This is a genomic window from Pseudomonas sp. P4_B3, from assembly GCF_056402295.1.
In genome coordinates this window covers 51,903-68,781 of sequence record NZ_JBFUHR010000011.1, presented here as the reverse complement: position 1 = coordinate 68,781, position 16,879 = coordinate 51,903, and the positions used below count along the sequence as shown (strand labels likewise).

Here is a 16,879-nt window from a genome sequence, read left to right as displayed (position 1 = left end):
TGTAGTTTTACTACTCGTATATACATTAGACGGGCTGAAATGCCGGAAGATTTGTAGTAAAACTACACGCCGCCGGAACAACCTGTCGGCAATCCAAGAATTCATAACGTCTGCCCACAAGGCCAGTCGCTAACTCAGGCAACCGATTCTGGTAGCCTTTCCGCCCTGGAGCAAGCCATGCAAGACCTCGATCCCGTCGAAACCCAGGAATGGCTGGACGCCCTGGAATCGGTTCTCGACAAAGAAGGCGAAGACCGTGCTCACTATCTGATGACCCGTATGGGTGAACTCGCGACCCGCAGCGGTTCGCAGTTGCCTTACGCCATCACCACACCTTACCGCAACACGATCCCCGTTACCCACGAAGCACGCATGCCTGGCGACCTGTTCATGGAACGCCGCATTCGCTCGCTGGTACGCTGGAACGCGATGGCCATGGTAATGCGTACAAACCTGAAAGATTCTGACCTCGGCGGTCACATCTCCAGCTTCGCTTCCAGTGCGACCCTGTATGACATCGGCTTCAACTACTTCTTCCAGGCCCCGAGCGACGAACACGGCGGCGACCTGATCTACTTCCAGGGCCACACCTCGCCAGGCGTTTACGCCCGCGCATTCATGGAAGGCCGCATCACCGAAGACCAGATGAACAACTTCCGCCAGGAAGTCGACGGTCAGGGCCTGTCGTCCTACCCGCACCCTTGGCTGATGCCTGACTTCTGGCAGTTCCCGACCGTATCCATGGGTCTGGGGCCGATCCAGGCGATCTACCAGGCACGCTTCATGAAGTACCTGGAACACCGTGGCTTCATTCAGCCGGGCAAACAGAAAGTCTGGTGCTTCCTGGGCGACGGCGAGTGCGACGAGCCGGAATCCCTGGGTGCGATCTCCCTGGCCGGCCGCGAGAAGCTGGACAACCTGATCTTCGTCATCAACTGCAACCTGCAACGCCTCGACGGCCCGGTTCGCGGCAACGGCAAGATCATCCAGGAACTCGAAGGCGTGTTCCGCGGTGCCCAGTGGAACGTGACCAAAGTCATCTGGGGCCGTTTCTGGGACCCACTGCTGGCCAAGGATGTCGACGGCATCCTGCAACGCCGCATGGACGAAGTCATCGACGGCGAGTACCAGAACTACAAGGCCAAAGACGGCGCGTTCGTGCGTGAACACTTCTTCAACACGCCTGAACTCAAGGCAATGGTCGAAGACCTGTCCGACGACGAGATCTGGAAACTCAACCGTGGCGGCCACGACCCGTACAAGGTCTACGCGGCGTACCACGAAGCGGTCAACCACAAAGAACAACCGACCGTCATCCTGGCCAAGACCATCAAGGGTTATGGCACCGGTGCCGGCGAAGCGAAGAACACTGCGCACAACACCAAGAAAGTCGACGTCGACAGCCTGAAATTGTTCCGTGATCGTTTCGACATCCCGGTCAAGGACGATGAGCTGGAAAACCTGCCATTCTTCAAACCGCAAGAAGGCAGCGCCGAAGCCCGTTACCTGAGCGAGCGCCGTACCGCACTGGGCGGCTTCGTACCTCAGCGTCGCGCCAAGAGCTTCAACATCCCGACTCCGCCACTGGACACCCTCAAGGCGATCCTGGACGGCTCGGGCGACCGCGAAATCTCCACCACCATGGCCTTCGTGCGGATCCTCGCGCAACTGGTCAAGGACAAGGAAATCGGTCCGCGCATCGTGCCGATTATCCCGGACGAAGCCCGTACCTTCGGTATGGAAGGCATGTTCCGTCAGCTGGGCATCTACTCCTCCGTCGGCCAGCTCTACGAGCCAGTCGATAAAGACCAGGTGATGTTCTACAAGGAAGACCAGAAGGGTCAGATCCTCGAGGAAGGCATCAACGAAGCGGGCGCCATGAGCTCCTTCATCGCTGCCGGTACTTCGTACTCCAGCCACAACCAGCCGATGCTGCCGTTCTACATCTTCTACTCGATGTTCGGCTTCCAGCGTATCGGCGACCTGGCCTGGGCCGCTGGCGACAGCCGCACCCGTGGCTTCCTGATCGGCGGCACCGCCGGCCGTACCACCCTGAACGGTGAAGGCCTGCAACACGAAGACGGTCACAGCCACCTGCTGGCCGCGACCATCCCGAACTGCCGCACCTACGATCCAACCTACGGCTACGAGCTGGCGGTGATCATTCAGGACGGCATGAAGAAGATGACCGAAGAGCAACAGGACGTCTTCTACTACATCACCGTAATGAACGAGTCGTACCAGCAGCCAGCCATGCCGGCCGGTGCCGAAGAAGGCATCAAGAAAGGCATGTACCTGCTCGAAGAAGACACCCGCGAAGCGGCGCACCACGTTCAGCTGATGGGCTCCGGCACCATCCTGCGTGAAGTCCGTGAAGCAGCGAAGATCCTGCGCGAAGAGTTCAACGTCGGCGCCGACGTGTGGAGCGTTACCAGCTTCAACGAACTGCGTCGCGACGGCCTGGCCGTTGAACGCACCAACCGTCTTCACCCTGGCCAGAAGCCTAAGCTGAGCTACGTCGAAGAGTGCCTGAACGGCCGTAAAGGTCCGGTCATCGCGTCTACCGACTACATGAAACTGTTCGCCGAGCAGATCCGTCAGTGGGTACCGTCCAAGGAATTCAAAGTCCTGGGCACCGACGGTTTCGGCCGTAGCGACAGCCGCAAGAAACTGCGTCATTTCTTCGAAGTCGACCGTCATTTCGTGGTGTTGGCAGCCCTGGAAGCACTGGCTGACCGTGGCGACATCGAACCTAAAGTGGTGGCCGAGGCCATCGCCAAGTTCGGTATCAACCCGGAAAAACGCAACCCACTGGACTGCTGAGGAGAGATTCTGTGAGCGAACTCATTCGCGTACCTGACATCGGCAGCGGTGAAGGTGAAGTAATTGAACTGTTTGTGAAGGTCGGCGACCGTATCGAAGCCGATCAGAGCATCCTGACACTTGAGTCGGACAAGGCGAGCATGGAAGTGCCTGCGCCGAAGGCCGGTATCATCAAGAGCCTGAAAGTGAAGCTGGGTGATCGCCTGAAAGAAGGCGACGAACTGCTGGAGCTGGAAGTCGAAGGTGCCGCTACTGCGGCTCCTGCGGCTGCCGCTGCGCCGGCGGCCAAGGCTGAAGCCAAACCGGCTGCTGCACCTGCCGCCGCCCCTGCTCCTGCTCCTGCTGCGCCGGCTGCTGCCAGCGTTCAGCAAGTGCACGTGCCGGACATCGGTTCGTCGGGCAAGGCCCAGATCATCGAGATCCAGGTCAAGGTCGGCGACACCGTCGCGGCTGATCAGTCACTGATCACCCTGGAATCCGACAAGGCAAGCATGGAAATCCCGTCGCCTGCCGCTGGCGTGGTCAAGGCCATCAGCGTCAAGCTCAACGACGAAGTCGGCACCGGCGACCTGATCCTGGATCTGGAAGTGGCGGGTGCTGCTGCACCGGCTGCTGCTCCGGCCCAGGCTGCCGCTCCGGCACCCGCCGCTGCACCTGCACCTGCGGCAGCCCCGACTGCTCCAGTGGCCGACAGCGTTCAGGACATCCACGTTCCGGACATCGGTTCGGCGGGCAAGGCCAAGATCATCGAAGTCCTGGTCAAGGCCGGCGACACCGTTGTGGCCGACCAGTCGCTGATCACTCTGGAATCCGACAAGGCGAGCATGGAAATCCCGTCGCCAGCCGCTGGCGTGGTGGAAAGCGTTTCCATCAAGCTCGATGACGAAGTCGGTACCGGCGACCTGATCCTCAAGCTGAAAGTCAAAGGCGCCGCTCCGGCACCTGCCGCTGCGGCTCCGAGCGCACCTGCTCCAGCTGCTGCACCTGCCGCCGCCGCACCTGTTGCAGCCCCGGCCGCTGCTCCAGCCAAGCCAGGCGCCAAGGTTCACGCCGGCCCTGCCGTGCGTCAACTGGCCCGAGAATTCGGCGTCGAGCTGAGCGCCGTTGGCGCCAGCGGTCCGCACGGTCGCATCCTGAAAGAAGACGTGCAGGTTTACGTCAAAGCCATGATGCAGAAGGCCAAGGAAGCACCGGCCGCTGCTGCCGGCGCAACCGGTGGCGCGGGCATCCCGCCGATTCCGGTCGTGGACTTCAGCCGCTTCGGTGAAATCGAAGAAGTGCCGATGACCCGCCTGATGCAGGTCGGAGCCGCCAACCTGCACCGCAGCTGGCTGAACGTGCCGCACGTGACGCAATTCGACTCGGCGGATATCACCGAACTCGAAGCGTTCCGTGTTGCCCAGAAAGCCGTTGCAGAGAAGGCCGGCGTCAAGCTGACCATCCTGCCGTTGCTGCTCAAGACCTGTGCGCACCTGCTCAAGGAACTGCCGGACTTCAACAGCTCGCTGGCGCCAAGCGGCAAAGCGATCATCCGCAAGAAATACGTGAACATCGGCTTCGCCGTCGACACCCCGGATGGCCTGCTGGTACCGGTCATCAAGAACGTCGACCAGAAGAGCCTGCTGCAACTGGCCGCCGAAGCTGCTTCCCTGGCTGAAAAAGCCCGGACCAAGAAGCTCTCGTCGGATGAGATGCAAGGCGCCTGCTTCACCATTTCCAGCCTCGGCCACATTGGCGGCACCGGCTTCACGCCGATCGTCAACGCGCCGGAAGTGGCGATCCTCGGTGTTTCCAAGGCAACCATCCAGCCAGTCTGGGACGGCAAAGCCTTCCAGCCGAAACTGATGCTGCCGCTGTCGCTGTCCTACGATCACCGTGTGATCAACGGCGCCGCTGCTGCACGCTTCACCAAGCGTCTGAGCGATCTGCTGGGCGACATTCGCACCATGCTCCTGTAACACCGACCGGCCCTCCCTCACCGGAGGGCCAGTGCGTTCCACGTTTCCGAGCGCCACGCTCGTACCTCAACCCCGCCAATTTGGCGGGGCTTTTTTTGCCTGAATTTTCTGCTTAAAACGTCTTCCTACATTTGTGGCTGATATCGCCCACAACTCGAATCCATTTCTGCCAGATATTTTTTCGGGCCAAATAACTAGCCTTGACTGAAAGACTACTTATTACATCCGAAACAACCATCTATCTAATTCGTTGGCAGCCGAATGGACTCAAACATGCTTAAACCAACTGTCGGCCCGATTATTGGCCACACCACCACTAATCACGCACGTATTTTTTTGCGCGGCGAATACAATAAAAACACCTTGGTATTTGCCGGCATTCGTTATAGACGACAAGGCGAAGATCACTGGTCAAAAGGCAGCTTTACAAAACTCGAACCCGAGCACGACATGTGCGAAGTCTTTGCACTAAACAACCTGTCCGCCGACTCCGACTATGAATATCAGGCCGGGTGGTTCAGCCCGACGAGCCCGGCGCACACCGTCGACACGGTGAAGGAACTGCCGCTGCAATGGCCACGACAGACTTATCAATTGCGTACCCGCTCCAGCGAAGCCAACCTGCCAAGGGCCTACATTGTCGGCTCTTGCCGATACCTGCGCATGACCGCAGGTATCGCCTTGGCCCCTCACTTGGGCGACAGAATCTTCGCTTCAATTTCACGCCTGGTGGAGCAAGCCAGCCCTCCCGTCAGCGCGCTGGTGATGACGGGAGACCAAATCTACGTCGATGATTTGAACATCATTGCTCCTGATCGGGAACTCAAGGAAATCCTGCAAAAATATCGCGTGGCGTTTTCGCAGATAAATATCGGCAGATTAATGTCCAGCCTGCCCACTTACATGATCCTTGACGACCATGAAATAGAGGACAACTGGCCCGCCAACAAGAGCAGGTCCGATGACTACTTATATGCAAACGCAATCAGGGCCTATGAGTTGTATCAGGCCAGCCATAGCCCAGCTCATGCACTAACCAGTGATGGACTGATAAATAAACGACTGGACAAATACTGGTATCAATTTACTGAAGGTGATATCGAATGGTTTGTTACCGACAGTCGAACCCGACGCAATCTGTCGACCACTGACCGACGCATTCTCGACGCAGCCCAGGAACAGGCCTTGTGCGACTGGCTGATCCACAGTCCGGCACGGGTCAAACTCGTGGTCACCAGTGTCATGTTCTACCCCGACCGCAAACGCCTGGGTGATGACGCTTGGCAGGCCTTCCCTGAACAACGACTACGGCTGCTGGAGAGCATTCGCACACACTGCATCAAGAACGTCGTGTTCATTTCCGGTGATGTTCACGGCTCACTGACCAGTCGGCTTACCCACAGCGAGGACCCGGATTTCGAAGTCCACACCATCGTCTCGTCACCGCTGTGCAACAGCAGAATGTTGCCCTATGCCACGGCCGCCACGTTCGCCCTCGATCAGCCCCTGGTCCGCACCGCTTCCGGCGACTATTTCCATGAGCTGACCAGCAACGTGATCAGCCAGGATAACTTTGCACACCTGGTCGTCGATGCCGGGCAGCTTCAAGTGAATTATCACGATCGGGAAGGCAAGTTATTGCAGTCCATTGGCATCCGGTTTCGCTGATCCGGAAACAGATCGTAGCCATTTGCAACACGTGCAAAACTGCGACTTTTCGGCGAACAGCATTACTTTTTGCCACCGACTGAAGAAATCCCGTCGCCTGCCGACATATTCTTATAGCACTTGGCCTTCATCTCTCTTGTCAGTCGGTGTCGCAATGATGCAACCTTGCCGCAGGCAACAGTCAAGAGGGCGAGAGCCCAGCGCGTTCAGCATATTCGAAGCGAGTTTCCCTCCATGAAAAGCCAACCCGATGCCGCCAGCCGTATGGTGGCCGAGGTAGTGACGCAGTTGCCTGTGCCCTCGCGGCTCGGCATGCTGCGTTTCGAACGGCTTAATGAACCCAGCTGGGCGCTGCTGTTTCTTGATCCCAATTGCGAACGCCAGTTCGGCCTGCCGGCCGTGGAGCTGTGTGCGCTGGTGGGCTCGCCCTACGCCAGCCTGATGGAGCCGCAAGCGCGCTATCAACTGCACGACGCGGTCCAGCAACAGCTGACTGAAAGCACGCATTACCTGATCCGCTACACCCTGCACACCGCCTCAGGCTCCCTGAATCTGCTGGAACTGGGCGAAGCCTACAAACAACACAACCGCCACCTGTTGCGCGGCTATCTGCTGGTCATCGACGGTCTGTTCGAGGATGACCCGCTGCAACCGGCCCTGGATCTGGAAACCCAGAACTCGCGCCTGCAAATCGCCCTGGAACTCAATCAGCGTGCCCAGCAGGAGCAACTGCTACATCTGGACCGGGTGCGTGCCCAGCAGGACCTGATCCTGCTGCTGACCCGGCAACGCTACAGCAGCAACAATTCCCTGCAAGAAGCTGCCGAACTGATCACCCGCAGCGCCTGCGACATTTACGAAATCGACTGCGCCAGCCTGTGGCACCTCGAAGGCTCGATGCTGGTGCCGATCTCGGCCTACCACCGCACGAACCAGGAATACCTGCTGCCGCAACCGATCGACGTCAGCGTATTCCCCGATTACCTCGACGCCTTGCACACCGGCCGCGCCATCGACGCCCATAACGCCATGCGCGACCCGCGTACCCGGGAGATGGCCGAGAGCCTGCGCCCGCGCGACGTTAACGCAATGCTCGACGCCAGTATCCGCGTCGATGGCCAAGTGGTCGGCGTGCTGTGCCTGGAGCAGACCGGTGCGACCCGTGCCTGGCAACAGGACGAAATCGCTTTTGCTGGCGAACTGGCGGACCAGTTTGCCCAGGTCATCAGTAACCACAATCGTCGAACCGCCACCAGCGCCCTGCACCTGTTTCAGCGTGCGGTCGAGCAAAGTGCCAACGCCTTTCTGCTGGTCAACTGCGACGGCGTGGTGGAATACGTCAACCCGAGCTTCACCGCGATCACCCAATATTCCACCGAAGAAGTGCACGGTCAGCGCCTGTCGGAACTGCCGGCCCTGGAGAACCTCAGTGAACTGCTGTTCGACGCACCTTCGGCGTTGGCCAAGAGCAACAGTTGGCAAGGCGAATTCAAGAGTCGCCGGAAAAACCTCGAACCCTACTGGGGCCAGTTGTCGATCTCCAAGGTTTACGGCGACAACCGCGAGTTGACCCACTACATCGGCATATACGAAGACATCACCCAGACCAAGCTTGCTCAGCAACGCATCGAGCGCCTGGCCTACACCGACAACCTGACAAACCTCGGCAACCGCCCGGCGTTCATCCGCAACCTCGATGAACGCTTTGCCCGGGACAGCGATGCGCCGATCAGCCTGTTGCTGGTGGACATCGACAACTTCAAGCGGATCAACGACAGCCTCGGCCACCAGACCGGCGACAAACTGCTGATCAGCCTCGCCCGGCGCCTGCGCAACAGCCTGGTTCCGAGCGGCAGCCTGGCGCGATTCGCCAGTAATGAATTCGCCGTGCTGCTGGACAACACTGACCTGTCGACGGGCCAGCAAGTGGCCAACCAATTGCTGGCGACCCTCGACAAACCGATGTTCGTCGACAACCAGTTGATCAGCGTCACCGGCTCCGTGGGCCTGGCCTGCGCGCCGCTGCACGGGCGCGACCCGCAAACCCTGATGCGCAATGCCGGGTTGGCGCTGCACAAGGCCAAGGCCAACGGCAAACACCAGGTGCAAGTGTTCACCGAAGCGCTCAACGCCGAGGCCAGCTACAAGCTGTTCGTCGAGAACAACCTGCGCCGAGCCCTGACCCAGAACGAGCTCGACGTGTTCTATCAGCCCAAGCTGTGCCTGCGCAGCGGTCGCCTGCTGGGCATGGAAGCACTGCTGCGCTGGGACCATCCGGAAAAGGGCATGATCCGCCCGGATCAGTTCATCAGCGTCGCCGAAGAAACCGGACTGATCATTCCGATCGGCAAATGGATCGCCCGCCAGGCATGCCGCATGAGCAAAGCGCTGACCGCCGCCGGCCTGGGCAACCTGCAAGTGGCGATCAACCTGTCGCCCAAGCAGTTTTCCGATCCGGACCTGGTGGCCTCCATTGCCAACATCCTCAAGGAAGAAGCCCTCCCCGCTCATTTGCTGGAGCTGGAGCTGACCGAAGGCCTGCTGCTGGAAGCCACCGAAGACACCCACTTGCAACTCGACCAACTCAAGCGCCTGGGCCTGACCCTGGCCATGGACGACTTCGGCACCGGTTACTCGTCGCTCAGTTACTTGAAAAAATTCCCCATCGACATCATCAAGATCGACCGAAGCTTCATCCACGAAATCCCGGACAACCAGGACGACATGGAAATCACCTCCGCGGTGATCGCCATGGCGCACAACCTGAAACTCAAGGTCGTGGCTGAAGGCATCGAAACCGCCGAACAGTTGTCGTTCCTGCGCCGTCACCGCTGCGACGTCGGCCAGGGCTACCTGTTCGATCGTCCGATCCCGGGCAATGAGCTGATCGAAAAGCTCAAGCGCTACCCGCGTGGTCCAATCGCCTGACAGACACAGAACCTGCTCGCGAAGGGGCCATCGAAATCGCTACAAAATCCATTCCTTACCACTTTCCTTGAGCTGCATCAAAAGACCGATTCGTTAGGCACCTTACCATTGGACATCGAACATTTTTAACGTCCTCTGGAGCCCTCATGAACAAGTCCATGCTCAGCGCTTCGCTGGTTGCCTTCGCGCTCGCAGCCCCGCTCGCCCAAGCCCACGAGGCCGGTGACATCATCCTTCGGGCGGGCGCCATCACCGTTAACCCGAAAGCCGACAGTTCCAGCGTGAAGGTCGATCAGGGTCCGTTGGCCGGTACCAATCTGGGCGGCAAGGCGACCATGGACAGCGACACGCAGCTGGGCCTGAACTTCGCCTACATGCTCACCAACAATTGGGGAATCGAACTGCTTGCCGCCACTCCGTTCGAGCATGACGTGAATCTCAAAGGTACCGCCCTGCCTGCTGCCAACGGCAAACTCGGTTCCCTGAAACACCTGCCGCCAACCCTGAGCGTGGTCTACTACCCGCTGGATTCGAAGTCGGCCTTCCAGCCCTATGTCGGCGGTGGCATCAACTACACCTGGATCTACGACGAAAGCCTCAGCAGCGAAGCCAAGTCCGCCGGTTTCAGTAACTTCAATGCGAAGAACTCCTGGGGTCTGGCCTGGCAGGTCGGTGCCGACTACATGCTGACCGACCATGTCATGCTCAACGCCCAGGTGCGCTACATCGACATCGATACCCGCGCCACAGTGGAAAACAACGCCATTGCCCCGGGCACCCGCGCCAAGGTCAACATCGACGTCGATCCGTTTGTGTACATGGTTGGCCTGGGTTACAAGTTCTAAGCGACATCGCTGGAAGAATGTTCACGTGGTGGTGAACCAGGCCGTTGTGGCGAGGGAGCTTGCTCCCTCGCCACAGGGATTGCATCCGCTTTAACGCAAATTCCGGCCGTGAAAAAGGCGCCTGTAAAAAGGCGCCTTTTTCATGTCCGCAGGGCAGCGATTTATCGCCCGAGCAACCGCGCCAGCCCCACACGCATCGGTGTCTGCTCTGTGGTAGTGAAGCGCTCCAACAGACGCTGGTTGTTCGCCCGGGAGTGACGAATGTCACCGGAGCGCGCCGGGCCGTAGCTCACCGGAGGCAACTTGCCGACCACGGCTTCCAGCGCTTCGAGCATTTGCTTGAGGGTCGTCGCCTGGTTCCAGCCGACGTTGACCGCACCGACTTCGACCTGAGGTTTCTCGATGGCCTGCACCAGCAAGTCGACCAGGTCTTCGACGTAGACAAAATCCCGGGTCTGCTCGCCATCGCCGAACACGGTGATCGGCAAGCCCTTTAGTGCGCGCTCGCTGAAAATACTGATCACCCCGGAGTACGGCGAGGACGGATCCTGACGCGGGCCGAAGATGTTGAAGAAGCGGAAAATCACCGGCTCCAGCCCATGCAGGCGGCGGTAGAAATCGAAGTAATGCTCGCTGGCCAGTTTGTCCACCGCATAAGGCGTCAACGGCGCCTTGGGCGTGTCTTCGTCGATCGACTCACCTTCGCCATTGTTGCCATACACTGCCGCGCTGGAGGCGAACAGCACGCGTTTGACCCCGGTCTGGCGCATGGCTTCGCAGACGTTCAACGTACCGATGAAGTTGCTTTGGTGCGTGCGCACCGGATCGTCCACCGAGGCCTGCACCGAAGCCACGGCGGCCAGGTGCGCCACGGCGCTGCATCCAGCCATCACCTGGGCAACCAAAGCCGCATCGGCCACGTCGCCGACGATCAGTTCGACCCTGGGATTATCCAGCGGCAGATTGCTGCGCTTGCCGGTGGACAGGTCATCGAGAATCCGCACTGCATGGCCCTTGGCAAGCAGGGCGTCAGTCAGGTGTGAACCAATGAAACCGGCACCACCGGTGATCAAAACGGGACCGTCAGCCATGGCGATAGAACCTGTCCAGTAGGCCGGGAAGCGCCGCACGCCAGGCGCGCGGCTTGATCCCGAAGGTGTGCAGAATTTTCTTGCAGGCCAATACCGCGTGTTGCGGTTCTTCGGCAGCATCCGGACGCGCGGCGTGAGCCTGAGCGGTCGGGGCCTCAATGGCCAGCGGATGCAGGCTGCGGGCTTCGGTCAGAATCGCCTGTCCCAGCGCCAGCGGCGTGGTCGCCTCATGCCCGGCGTAGTGGTAGGTGCCCCACAGCGGCGCGGCGCAATCGAGTTGCTTGAGCACAGAAATGATCACCCGGGCAGCATCGTCGACCGGCGTCGGATTGCCGCGTCGGTCGTCGGCCATCAGCAGTTCTTCGGGTTGTTCGGCACGGGCGAGGAAGCGGCCAAGGGTGCCATCCGGACTGTCGTCCAGCAGCCAGCCGAAACGCAACAGCACGTGTTGCGGGCAGGTGGCGCGAACGCTTTGTTCGATCCGCCACAACGCCTGACCGCGCAAGCCCAGTGGAACGGGTTCGTCTTTTTCGCTGTAGGCCGTGGCACGGGAGCCGTCGAACACTCGATAGCTCGAAGGTTGCAGTAGAACGATGTTGTGGTGCTGGCACAGTTCCGCCAGACGCTCGATCGCACGCTCCTGGCCGGCCAGACGCTGTTCGCTCACTGCCTCCGCCTGAAACCAGTCGAAGTAGTAGGCAAGGTTGATCAATGCATCGGGACGGGTGTCGTCGAGCAGTTGTGTCAGGCTCGCGGCATCCCAGCCGTCTTCGGGCGGGCGGGGGGCGAGGAAACCGATGTCTTCCTCCGCACCGAGGCGAATCAGCGCCTGCCCAAGGGCATTTCCGCCGCCCAGTAACATAAGGCGCATTCGCATAGAGTCAGCAGGCCCAGTCTGATTGAAACAATGGCGTTATCGACACCGCGCCCAGGCGATGTCGTTGGTAATTGCCGGAATCCTTGCATTTTGCGGGTTTAGTGCGCAACCGTCACCCGTAAAGTGTAGATGTCTGACTTTTGCGGTGCCTGGACTGGCCTCATCGCGAGCAAGCTCGCTCCCACATTGGATTTATGTGAACCGAAGATCCACTGTAGGAGCGAGCCTGCTCGCGATGAGGCCCTGGAAGGCGGTGAAGATCTTGAGTGGTACTTGCATCTTCGGCCACCCACCCGCATAACTTGCTGCATGAACCTGCCCATTCCTGCAGACAGTGCCCTGAGCGGCTTTCATCCCGCAGTCAGCGCCTGGTTCAGTCACACATTCGCAGCGGTCACCGCCGCCCAGGCCCGGGCGTGGCCGTCGATCCGCCAGCGCCGTTCGACCCTGGTCGCCGCGCCCACCGGCTCCGGCAAGACCCTCACCGCCTTTCTCGCCGTCATCGACGACCTGGTGCACCGTGGCCTGGAAAGCCCCGAAGGCTTGCCCGACGCCACCCTGGTGGTCTACGTCTCGCCGCTCAAGGCGCTGTCCAACGACATCCAGATCAACCTGCAAAACCCGCTGGCCGGCATTACCGAACAATTGCGCGTGATGGGCCTGCCCGAATTGCAGATCACCACCGCCGTGCGCACCGGCGACACACCGCAAAAAGACCGCTCGGCGATGCGCAAGACGGCGCCGCATATTCTGGTGACCACACCGGAGTCCCTGTACGTGCTGCTCGGTTCCGATTCCGGTCGGCAGATGCTTGGCACGACACAAACGGTGATCATCGACGAGATCCACGCCATGGCCGCCAGCAAACGCGGCAGTCATCTGACCCTGAGCCTCGAACGCCTGCAAGCACTCTGCGCTGAGCCGTTGCTGCGCATCGGTCTGTCAGCCACGCAAAAACCCGTCGAAGCCGTCTCGCGCTTCCTGGTGGGTCGCGACCGCCCGTGCGAGATCGTCGACATCGGCCACGCCCGCCCCCGCGATCTGGATATCGAAGTGCCGCCCGTGCCGCTATCGGCGGTGATGGCCAACGATGTCTGGGAATTGGTATACGACCGCCTCGCCGCCCTCGCCCGGGAACACCGGACGACGCTGATTTTCGTCAACACCCGGCGCCTGGCCGAACGCCTCAGCCGGCACCTGAGCGAGCGCCTGGGCAAGGATGCCGTGGCGGCCCACCACGGCAGCCTGGCCAAGGAATTTCGCCTGGACGCCGAACAGCGTCTCAAGCGCGGCGACCTGCAAGTGCTGATCGCCACGGCATCGCTGGAACTGGGGATCGACATCGGCGACGTCGACCTGGTGTGCCAGATCGCCTCGCCGCGTTCGATTGCCGGGTTTCTGCAGCGGGTCGGCCGTTCAGGGCACCAGGTCGGCGGCACGCCCAAGGGCCGTTTGTTTGCCACCACCCGCGACGACCTGATCGAATGCGCCGCGCTGCTCGACTGCGTGCGCCGGGGAGAACTGGATACCTTGCTGATCCCGCAAGCGCCGCTGGACGTGCTGGCGCAGCAGATCATCGCCGAGGTCAGTTGCCAGGAGTGGCCGGAGCAGGCGTTGCTGGAGATGCTGCGTCGCGCCTCGCCCTACGCCGCACTCGACGACAAACACTACCAGGCGCTGCTGCACATGCTCGCCGAGGGCTACAACGGGCGTCAGAGCGTCCGCAGTGCCTACCTGCACCGCGACGCCGTGAGCCGCACCMTGCGCGGTCGCCGTGGCGCAAAACTGACAGCGGTGACCAGTGGCGGGACCATTCCGGACAACGCCGACTACAGCGTGCTGCTGGAGCCTCAAGGGCTGAACATCGGCAGCGTCAACGAAGACTTCGCGGTGGAAAGCATCGCCGGGGATGTCTTCCAGTTGGGCAATACGTCCTATCGGATCCTGCGCGTGGAAACCGGCAAGGTGCGGGTCGAGGATGCCCAAGGCCAGCCGCCGACCATTCCGTTCTGGCTCGGTGAAGCACCGGGGCGCAGCGCCGAACTGTCCGCGGCGGTGGCGCGCTTGCAGGCACAACTCGACGACCTGCTGGGGGCTGCGCCAGGCAACTTGCAGCCAGCGCTCGACTGGCTGACCGAGACCTTGGGCTTGAACCTCGCCAGCGCTGATCAACTGGTGGACTACCTGGCCCGTGCGCGACAGGCGTTGGGGGCCCTGCCATCCCAAGACACGCTACTGATGGAACGTTTTTTCGACGAGTCCGGCGGCACGCAACTGGTCATTCACACGCCGTTCGGCAGCCGCATCAACCGCGCCTGGGGCCTGGCCCTGCGCAAGCGTTTCTGTCGCACCTTCAACTTCGAATTGCAGGCCGCCGCCAGCGAAGACGCCATCGTGCTGTCGCTGTCCACCAGCCACAGTTTTGAACTGGACGACGTCTGGCGTTACATGCACAGCAACAGTGCCGAACACATCCTGATCCAGGCCGTGCTCGACGCGCCGCTGTTCGGTGTGCGCTGGCGCTGGAACGCCGGGGTGGCCCTGGCGCTGCCGCGCTACAGCGGCGGGCGCAAAGTCCCGCCGCAGATCCAGCGAATGAAAAGCGAAGACCTGATCGCCAGCGTGTTTCCCGACCAGATCGCCTGCGTGGAAAACCTCGCCGGCGAACGGGAGATTCCCGACCATCCGCTGGTGGAGCAAACCCTCGACGATTGCCTGCACGAAGCCATGGACACTGAAGGTTGGCTGGCACTTTTGCGGCGCATGGAACGCGGCGACATTCGCCTGATCAGCCGCGATTTGCCGGCACCTTCGCCACTGGCGGCGGAGATTCTCAGCGCCCGGCCCTATACCTTTCTCGACGATGCGCCACTGGAAGAACGCCGCACCCAAGCCGTACTCAACCGCCGCTGGAGCGACCCACAATCCACCGACGATCTCGGCGCGCTGGACGCCGAAGCGATTGCCGCCGTGCGCGACGAAGCCTGGCCGACGCCCTCCGGTATCGATGAAATGCACGAGGCCTTGATGAGCCTGGCGTGCATCACCGATACCGAAGCCGACGCCAATCCGCAGTGGCTCGATTGGCTCACGACCCTGGCCGACAGCGGACGCGCGAGCCGTTTGCAGATCAACGCCGGGCAATCGTTGTGGCTGGCACTGGAGCGCCTGACCTGCCTGCGGGCGATTTATCCACAGGCCGATTTGACGCCATCGCTGCAAGCGCTGCCGGACTTCGACGAGGTCTGGGAACCCGACGACGCCATCCTCGAACTGATCCGCGTGCGGCTCAGTGCCTTCGGACCTCTTGCGCTCGATCGCATTGCCGAACCGCTCGGCTTGCCCGCTACGCAAGTGAATCAAGCCCTGGCGCAACTGGAGCGCGAAGGCTACGTGCTGCGCGGTCGCTTCACCCCGGGCACCGCTGAGGAAGAATGGTGCGAGCGGCATTTGCTGGCGCGGATTCATCGCTACACGGTCAAGCGCCTGCGCCGGGAAATCGAACCAGTGGCGTTGCAGGATTTCATGCGATTCCTGTTCGACTGGCAGCATGTGTCGGCCGCGAGCCAGGGCCGGGGCGCGGCGGTTTTGCCAGCCGTCGTTGCGCAGTTCGAAGGCTACCCCGCCGCCGCTTCAGCCTGGGACAGCGACATCCTGCCGGCGCGGATCAAGGACTACTCGGCGACTTGGCTCGATGATCTGTGCCGCAGCGGCAGACTGGTGTGGACGCGCCTGACTGCGCACAACAAAAGCGCCAGCACCGCCCTGCGCAGCACGCCGATCGTGTTGCTGCCGCGCAACCGGGTCGGACTCTGGAGCGGCTTGACCGAACAGACGCCGGTCAGCGAACTGTCGCCGAAAACGCAAAAGGTCCACGCCGCCCTCAGCCAGCATGGCGCGCTGTTTTTCGATGAGCTGATCCATGAGGCCCACCTGCTGCGTTCGGAGCTGGAGATCGCCCTGCAGGAACTGGTGGGCGCGGGGTTGGTGAATGCCGACAGCTTCGCCGGATTGCGCGCACTGATCACCCCGGTCAGCAAGCGCCAGCCGCGCAACAGTCGGCGTGGGCGCGGGGCATTTATCGGTGGCATGGACGACGCCGGGCGCTGGGCCCTGTTGCGACGCGAACCTGCCGCGCCGGTGGTGGAAAACCAGCGGACGCCTGCCGAAACCCTTGAACACATCGCCATGACCTTGCTGCGCCGCTACGGTGTGGTGTTCTGGCGCTTGCTGGAACGTGAGGCGGACTGGTTGCCGAGCTGGCGCGAACTGCTGCGTACTTTCCATCGCCTGGAGGCTCGCGGCGAGATTCGCGGCGGGCGGTTTGTCAGTGGCCTGGCGGGCGAGCAATTCGCCCTTCCCGAGGCGATTCCGTCGTTGCGCGAAGTTCGGCGTCGGCCCCATGACGGCAGCCTGGTCGCGGTGTGCGGGGTTGATCCGTTGAACCTCACCGGCACGCTGTTGCCCAGCTCGAAAGTCCCGGCACTGGCGAGCAATCGACTGGTGTATCGCGACGGGTTGCCGGTCGCTGCCGAGATTGCCGGCAAGCAGCAGTTCTGGGTGGAACTGGATCAGCAGATGGGCGCTGAAATACATAAAAAACTGATTCAACACAGTTATCTGTAGGAGCTGGCTTGCCAGCGAAGAGGCCTTCAGGTTCAAGATCAATGTTGCCTGACCATGCGCCTT

General features: G+C 61.1%; 8 protein-coding genes. 6 read left to right on the top strand and 2 right to left on the bottom strand.

Translation table 11 applies throughout. The features are described from left to right. The first annotated feature begins 177 nt into the window (after window positions 1-177). From aceE to AC1DWG_RS14675, 5 genes are all read left to right on the top strand, one after another. The gene (aceE, locus tag AC1DWG_RS14695; protein WP_477753630.1) at window positions 178-2,823 is read left to right on the top strand and encodes a pyruvate dehydrogenase (acetyl-transferring), homodimeric type; all 2,646 of its coding nucleotides are present in this window, start codon (window positions 178-180) and stop codon (window positions 2,821-2,823) included. Window positions 2,824-2,834: 11 nt separating this feature from the next. Then, window positions 2,835-4,781 carry a dihydrolipoyllysine-residue acetyltransferase gene (gene aceF / locus AC1DWG_RS14690; RefSeq protein WP_477763698.1) on the top strand — a complete coding sequence of 649 codons (1,947 nt, stop codon included), beginning with the start codon at window positions 2,835-2,837 and terminating at the stop codon, window positions 4,779-4,781. 273 nt (window positions 4,782-5,054) lie between these two features. Further along, window positions 5,055-6,449, top strand: coding sequence for an alkaline phosphatase D family protein (locus tag AC1DWG_RS14685; RefSeq protein ID WP_477753632.1), 1,395 nt, complete (start codon window positions 5,055-5,057; stop codon window positions 6,447-6,449). Between the two features lie 234 nt (window positions 6,450-6,683). Further along, complete coding sequence (locus AC1DWG_RS14680) at window positions 6,684-9,377, top strand: sensor domain-containing phosphodiesterase (RefSeq protein ID WP_477753633.1); 2,694 nt, start codon at window positions 6,684-6,686, stop codon at window positions 9,375-9,377. A 146-nt stretch (window positions 9,378-9,523) separates the two neighbouring features. Next, on the top strand, window positions 9,524-10,222 hold the full coding sequence (locus tag AC1DWG_RS14675; protein WP_477753634.1) for an OmpW/AlkL family protein: 699 nt from the start codon (window positions 9,524-9,526) through the stop codon (window positions 10,220-10,222). 161 nt (window positions 10,223-10,383) lie between these two features. Here the strand turns inward: AC1DWG_RS14675 and AC1DWG_RS14670 are convergent, their stop codons facing one another. Together AC1DWG_RS14670 and AC1DWG_RS14665 are read right to left on the bottom strand one after the other, a co-directional pair. Further along, window positions 10,384-11,313: an NAD-dependent epimerase/dehydratase family protein gene (locus tag AC1DWG_RS14670; RefSeq protein WP_477763699.1), complete on the bottom strand. Its 930-nt coding sequence runs from the start codon at window positions 11,311-11,313 to the stop codon at window positions 10,384-10,386. Continuing rightward, window positions 11,306-12,190 carry a sugar nucleotide-binding protein gene (locus AC1DWG_RS14665; RefSeq protein ID WP_223461694.1) on the bottom strand — a complete coding sequence of 295 codons (885 nt, stop codon included), beginning with the start codon at window positions 12,188-12,190 and terminating at the stop codon, window positions 11,306-11,308. Before AC1DWG_RS14665 ends, AC1DWG_RS14670 begins: the two co-directional genes overlap by 8 nt. A gap of 309 nt (window positions 12,191-12,499) precedes the next feature. Between AC1DWG_RS14665 and AC1DWG_RS14660 the strand changes: the two genes are divergently transcribed. After that, window positions 12,500-16,816, top strand: a complete 4,317-nt coding sequence (locus tag AC1DWG_RS14660) for an Lhr family helicase (RefSeq protein WP_477787939.1) — start codon at window positions 12,500-12,502, stop codon at window positions 16,814-16,816. Window positions 16,817-16,879 lie beyond the last annotated feature (63 nt).

Coding starts and splice junctions, on each gene's coding strand:
- AC1DWG_RS14685 (WP_477753632.1), top strand. CDS start 5,055: ATGCTTAAACCAACTGTCGGCCCGATTATTGGCCACACCACCACTAAT.
- AC1DWG_RS14675 (WP_477753634.1), top strand. CDS start 9,524: ATGAACAAGTCCATGCTCAGCGCTTCGCTGGTTGCCTTCGCGCTCGCA.
- AC1DWG_RS14665 (WP_223461694.1), bottom strand. CDS start 12,190: ATGCGAATGCGCCTTATGTTACTGGGCGGCGGAAATGCCCTTGGGCAG.
- aceE (WP_477753630.1), top strand. CDS start 178: ATGCAAGACCTCGATCCCGTCGAAACCCAGGAATGGCTGGACGCCCTG.
- AC1DWG_RS14670 (WP_477763699.1), bottom strand. CDS start 11,313: ATGGCTGACGGTCCCGTTTTGATCACCGGTGGTGCCGGTTTCATTGGT.
- AC1DWG_RS14680 (WP_477753633.1), top strand. CDS start 6,684: ATGAAAAGCCAACCCGATGCCGCCAGCCGTATGGTGGCCGAGGTAGTG.